Consider the following 5,951-nt stretch of genomic DNA (forward strand, 5'->3'; position numbering starts at 1 on the left):
CGGATCACCCAGGGGGCTGCCGATCTTGAATACCATCGGCATGAATACGTTGTGGCGTACCAGGAGGGCCCGGGCGAGTTGCGAGTCGACATTGAGTGCGTACTCGGCGCTGCGCAGTTTCCTCTGGATGGTTCGGATCTCACCGCGCGCCGCGCGCGGGTAGCGGGTCTTGTTTACGTACCTGGTCAGATCGTGGATGTATTTCAGACCGAGATCCGTCTGGGGTTCGGACAGGATGATCTGCAGCCCGACCGCCTTGCTGCGGGCATGGGCCAGCTTCCGCATCATTCGCGCCAAAACCCCGCGAGACCAGGGCCAGCGACCAATCTGCTTGATGCTGGGCTCGTCGATGGCGACGATCGCGACGTTGTCCGTGGCCTTGGTGCTACGGTGGGTTTGGCTAACCCCTACGTCGTAGGCGACCCGCTCGAGCTTGGAAAGGAAACCCTGCCCCCGGGCGAGGACTATGACGAGAACGGTGAGCAATAGGGCTATGAGCCAGTCTTTTTTCCACAGCCCGGAAATCAATCGGAATTCCTCATGCGCCCCTGTTTTTATGCGGTCGGAGCGAATTTGGCCCGACCCCGGTTTTGTCTTAAGTGTAGATTATAAGTGATTGAGTATACAGCCAGTATATAGCCGCCAGAGGCCCTGGCCGCCAGTGTTTCAGGGCAGGAGGATTTCGAGGACCTTGGCGTAGATCCGGGAAAGTCGGTCGGGATCGGTGACGTCCACGCATTCGTTCACCTGGTGGATGGTGGCGTTGGACGGCCCCAATTCCACCACTTCGGCCCCCATGGGGGCGATAAATCGCCCATCCGAGGTGCCTCCCCCCGTGGAAAGGACGGGATCCGGGCCAATTTCGTCGCGGATGGCCTGTTTGACCGCTTCCAGCAGGCGCCCCTGTGCCGTCAGGAAGGGTTGTCCGGAGAGCCGCCATTCAAGGGAAAATTCCAGCCCGTGGGCCTTCAGGACGTCCTCGGTGCGGGAGCGCAGCTCGGCCTCCGTGACCGCGGTGCTGAAGCGGAAGTTGAAATCCACGGTCAGGTCGCCCGGGATGACGTTTTCGGCCCCGGTCCCGCCATGGATATTGGAAATCTGGAAGCTGGTGGGCGGGAAATGTTCGCTCCCCTGGTCCCAGGTTTCGCCGGCACGGGTGGCCAGGGCCGGAAGGGCCCTGTGGATGGGATTGTCGGCCAAGTGCGGGTAAGCGACGTGGCCCTGGCGTCCGCGCACGGTCAGGCGCCCGTTGAGGGAGCCACGGCGCCCGTTTTTCACCACGTCCCCCAAGGTCTTCTCGGATGCCGGTTCCCCGACGACGCAGTAGTCAATCCCGATCCCGCGCTCGGTGAGCCACTCCACCACCTTCACCGTTCCGTCGACAGAGGGACCTTCCTCGTCCGCCGTGATCAGCAGCGCGATGGAGCCCCCGTGATCGGGATGGCGGGCGACGAAATCTTCGATCGCGGTGATGAAGGCGGCGAGAGAGGATTTCATGTCCGCGGCACCGCGGCCGTAGAGGCGGCCGTCACGTATGCTTGGTTCGAAGGGCGGGCTGGTCCACTGCTCGAGCGGGCCGGTGGGGACGACATCGGTGTGGCCGGCAAAGGCCACCACAGGTGCCTGGTCGCCACGGCGCGCCCAGAAGTTTTCCACGTCAGCAAAACGCAAGCGCTCCACCTGGAAGCCTAATTTTTCCAGTCGGGCAATCATCAGGTCCTGGCAGCCCTCATCCGCCGGGGTCACCGACGCACGACTGATCAGTTCCTGGGCCAGTTCCAGAGTGGGATCGGCCATATTGGATCCTTCAGATCTCCCGCAGCAGTTCGTTGATACCGACCTTGGCCCGGGTCTTGGCGTCGACCCTCTTTACAATGACGGCGCAATACAGGCTGTAGGTCCCGTCCTTGGACGGGAGATTTCCGGATACGACGACCGAACCGGCCGGCACACGACCGTAGCTCACCTCGCCGGTTTCCCGGTCATAGATCTTGGTGCTCTGGCCGATGTAGACCCCCATGGAAATCACGGAACCTTCTTCGACAATGACGCCTTCGACTACCTCGGAGCGTGCGCCGATGAAACAGTTGTCTTCAATGATGGTGGGCGCCGCCTGGATGGGTTCCAGCACTCCGCCAATGCCCACGCCGCCGGACAGGTGTACGTTCTTGCCGATCTGTGCGCACGAGCCGACTGTGGCCCAGGTGTCTACCATGGTGCCCTCGTCGACGTAACCGCCGATATTGATGTAGCTCGGCATAAGTACGGCGCCGGGGGCGATGTAGGCGCCCTTGCGAACCGAAGCCGGTGGTACCACGCGGAAGCCGCCTTCACGAAAGCTGCGTGAGTTGTAGTCGGCAAACTTGGCCGGTACCTTGTCCCAGTAATTCGTGAACCCGCCCTTGATGAAGCCGTTGTCCTCGATCCGGAAATAGAGCAGCACCGATTTCTTTAACCATTCATTCACGACCCACCGGTCACCCTGTTTTTCGGCGACGCGGGCCCGGCCGGTATCCAGCAGGTCGATGGCCTCGAGGACCGCGTCCTTCACCTGCGGGTCCACGTTGCGCGGTGTAATGTCGGCGCGACGTTCGAATGCGTCGTCGATGATGCTCTGGATGTTGCTCATGGGATCTTCCCCGTCGTTTCTTATCTATTGAAGATAATTTGCGTACTGTGCCACGCGTTGCGCCGCTTCGATACACTCCGCTACCGGGGCCACCAGTGCCATGCGCACGTACCCGTCGCCCGGATTGGCGCCATGGGCCTCCCGTGACAGATAGCTGCCGGGCAGAACCTTCACGCCGGTGGACGCATACAGACCCCGGGTGAACTCCGTATCCGTTCCCGGAACCCGGGCCCAAAGGTAGAAGCCGGCCTCGGGCCTGTGCACCGACAGGACCGGTTCCAGGATCGGCAGTACAGCATCGAATTTTTCGCGGTACTGTTCCCGGTTGGCGAGCACGTGCTGTTCGTCGTTCCATGCCACGATACTTGCTTCCTGTGCCAGATTCGACAGGGTGCAACCGTGATAGGTCCGGTACTGGAGGTAGTCTTTCATGACCGCACCATCGCCGGCAACAAACCCCGAGCGCAAACCGGGAAGATTGGATCGTTTGGACAGGCTGTGAAAGACCAGGCACCGATGGAAGTCATCGCGGCCGAGTTCGCTAGCGACCTGCAGGAGACCAACGGGAGGCGCGGTCTCGTCGAAGTAGATCTCCGAATAGCATTCATCGGAGGCCACCAGGAAGTCATGGCGGTCGGCCAGTTCCAGCAGGAACCGGTAGTCATCGCGGCCGAGCACGGCCCCGGTTGGGTTGCCGGGACTGCAGACGTATACCAGTCGCGTACGGTCCAGGATCTCCACGGGCACGCTGGAGAAGTCCATCCGGTAGCCATTGCCAGCGACGGTATTGAGGTAGTAGGGCTCGGCACCCGCCAGCAACGCTGCCCCCTCATAGATCTGGTAGAACGGGTTCGGCAGGATCACCACCGGCGTGGTGTCACCGTTCGCCGGAACCACTGCCTGGGCAATGGAAAACAGCGCCTCCCGTGTTCCGCTGGCTGGCAGCACGTGCCGTGCGGGGTCGATTCGGTCCGGGGCAATGTTGAAGCGTCGACTCAGCCAGCCGGCGATCGCCCGTCGCAGGTCATCCAGGCCACGGGTTGATGGGTATACCGACAGTTCGGACAGGCTCCGTTGCACCGCTTCCATGACCAGCGGTGGCGCCGGGTGTTTCGGTTCGCCGACGGACCAGAAGATCGGCGATTGTCCTTCCGGCGGAGACACTCCCTCCAGAAGGCGCGCCAGTTTCTGGAACGGGTAGTCGTGGAGTCGCGCAAGCTGGGGGTTCATGGAATGATCGGGGTTCGAAGGCGTGCGGATTATACGGGAAGGAGGAATTGTGGCCAAACCGGTAGCCGGATGGCGGCCAGTTGCGGCGCTGTTGGCCGGGTCCAGCATGTGGGGTGTGGTGTGGTACCCCATGCGTGTACTGGAAGCCCACGGACTCGCAGGGCCCTGGTTGACCGCGTATGTCTATGGGGCGGCCACTCTTGGCGGACTGTTTCTTGCCCGGGGCGAGCTGCGCTGGATTGGGAGGCGACCCTGGTTGCTGCTGGGTCTGGGCCTGAGCGCCGGTTGGACCAATCTGGCCTTCGTATTGGCAATATTGGACGGAAACATCATGCGGGTGCTGTTGTTGTTTTACCTGTCTCCCGTTTGGGCCGTGGTCCTGGGGTGGTGGGTGCTGAAGGAAAAGGTCAGCACGGGTTCCATTGCAGTGCTCATCATCGCCTTGCTAGGCGCGGCACTGATGTTGTGGCGCTCCGGTTCGGGCCTGCCCTTGCCCCGGGACCCTACCGACTGGCTGGCATTGAGTTCCGGTTTCGCCTTCGCCGTGTCCAATCTGTTCGTGCGTTATGGCTCGGAGATACCCGTCTCACTGAAATCCCTGAGCGCCTGGATCGGGGTCGTGGTACTGGCCACGCTCGTCGTCGGGATACAGGGCATCGCGGTCCCATCGGTGACTACGAGACTCGTACTTGGCGTGCTGGCCCTCGGCTGGTTCGGTACGGTCGTGATGACCATGTTGGTCCAGTATGGCGTCAGCCATATGCCGGTGCACCGTTCCGCCATCATCCTGTTGTTCGAACTGGTGGCGGGAGCAATCTCTCAACAGCTGTTAACCAATGAGACAATGAGCGCCCTGGAATGGGGCGGGGGCGTACTAGTGGTTGCCGCAGCCTTGCTGAGCGCCTGGCGGGAAAAGACATAGCCGCGCATCTGTGAGGACCTTTGCTGCTTTTTCGTGAACAGCCCGTCTCTTCCTTCCCGGTCTTGAGGAAAATTGATTTCGATCAACTTGCAGTGGACGGGAATGTACTTCCATTGGTTTGTTGGATATAAATCAGTCGCTATGCCTGGATGCAGGGCCGGGAGGCAGGATCCGTGAATGCACGTCAGCAGTTCTGGGATCAGGCAGGCGCTACCGATTTTGATGTGGCAATCATCGGTGGCGGCGTTACCGGCGCGTCTTTGTATCATCACCTCTGTCAACGCGGACACCGCGTCCTGCTTGCCGATCAATCCGACTTTGCCGCGGCCAGTAGCCAGTCTTCGGGCATGTTGGTCTGGGGCGGCTTGCTTTACCTGCGCAATTTCGATCTCCGTGCCGTGTTCCGGTTTTCCCGCGCGCGTGATTCCCTGATTCGCTCCGGAAAGGAATGGGTCCGTGCGGAATCCATCCGCTACATCCCGGCGGCCCACGGCGGACGCAGTGCGCAACTCGTCCAGGCCGCCCTCTATCTGTACTGGTCCATGGGATTGTTTCAACGGCATGCGCCCAGCCGAGAGCGCGACTTTGCCGAGCGCAGCCTGATTCGATCGCGAAATCACCTCGAGGCCCTGTGCTACGAAGAGGGTGTTCTTCGTGAATCTGACGCCCGCTTCGTGTTGCACTGGATTACCCCACACCAGAATGAAGAACAGATCCCGCTGAACTACTGCGCGGTGAGTGACGGCCTGTTCAATGCACGGGACGGTACCTGGGCGCTGCAGCTCTGCGATACCCTGGGTTCTAATCAGGTCACGGCCCGGGCGAGAGTGGTAGTCAACTGTGCCGGTGTCTGGACCGATGAGGTGAACCGTCGCTTCGGAATCCGGTCGCCGGTACGCCATCTCCTGAGCAAGGGCGTCTATCTTGGACTTGCGCGGCCTGCCGAGCACCAGTCACCCCTGGTATTCGAGATGGGCGAACACGGGGATGTGCTCACCCTGCTGCCATGGGGGCCGGTATCCCTCTGGGGCCCAACCGAGACGAAAGTCGAAGATATTGCCTCCGGCTATCGCGTTGATGAAAAGGATCTCGCTTTTCTTCTTGAGCACGCGCACAGGGAACTGGACCCGGCGCCGGGTCGCGATGACATCGTCTCCTTGCGTTGCGGGA

General features: G+C 61.3%; 6 protein-coding genes. 2 read left to right on the top strand and 4 right to left on the bottom strand.

Annotated features, from left to right (window positions below):
* From P8X48_08900 to dapC, 4 genes are all read right to left on the bottom strand, one after another.
* Positions 1–528 (bottom strand): CHASE2 domain-containing protein (locus tag P8X48_08900; protein MEJ2107431.1); only part of this gene is annotated, 528 nt, incomplete at its 3' end.
* A gap of 138 nt (positions 529–666) precedes the next feature.
* Entirely contained in the window at positions 667–1,797 is a 1,131-nt protein-coding gene (gene dapE, locus P8X48_08905) for a succinyl-diaminopimelate desuccinylase (GenBank protein ID MEJ2107432.1), read from the bottom strand.
* 10 nt (positions 1,798–1,807) lie between these two features.
* On the bottom strand, positions 1,808–2,629 hold the full coding sequence (dapD, locus tag P8X48_08910; protein ID MEJ2107433.1) for a 2,3,4,5-tetrahydropyridine-2,6-dicarboxylate N-succinyltransferase: 822 nt from the start codon (positions 2,627–2,629) through the stop codon (positions 1,808–1,810).
* Between the two features lie 24 nt (positions 2,630–2,653).
* Positions 2,654–3,859 carry a succinyldiaminopimelate transaminase gene (gene dapC, locus P8X48_08915; GenBank protein MEJ2107434.1) on the bottom strand — a complete coding sequence of 402 codons (1,206 nt, stop codon included), beginning with the start codon at positions 3,857–3,859 and terminating at the stop codon, positions 2,654–2,656.
* Positions 3,860–3,908: 49 nt separating this feature from the next.
* On the opposite strand from dapC, the gene P8X48_08920 reads away from it, so the two are divergent.
* Entirely contained in the window at positions 3,909–4,781 is an 873-nt protein-coding gene (locus P8X48_08920; protein ID MEJ2107435.1) for a DMT family transporter, read from the top strand.
* 173 nt (positions 4,782–4,954) lie between these two features.
* The coding region (locus P8X48_08925) for an FAD-dependent oxidoreductase (GenBank protein MEJ2107436.1) at positions 4,955–5,951 on the top strand (997 nt) is incomplete at its 3' end.

This window comes from Acidiferrobacteraceae bacterium, from assembly GCA_037388825.1.
Lineage (GTDB): Bacteria > Pseudomonadota > Gammaproteobacteria > Acidiferrobacterales > JAJDNE01 > JARRJV01.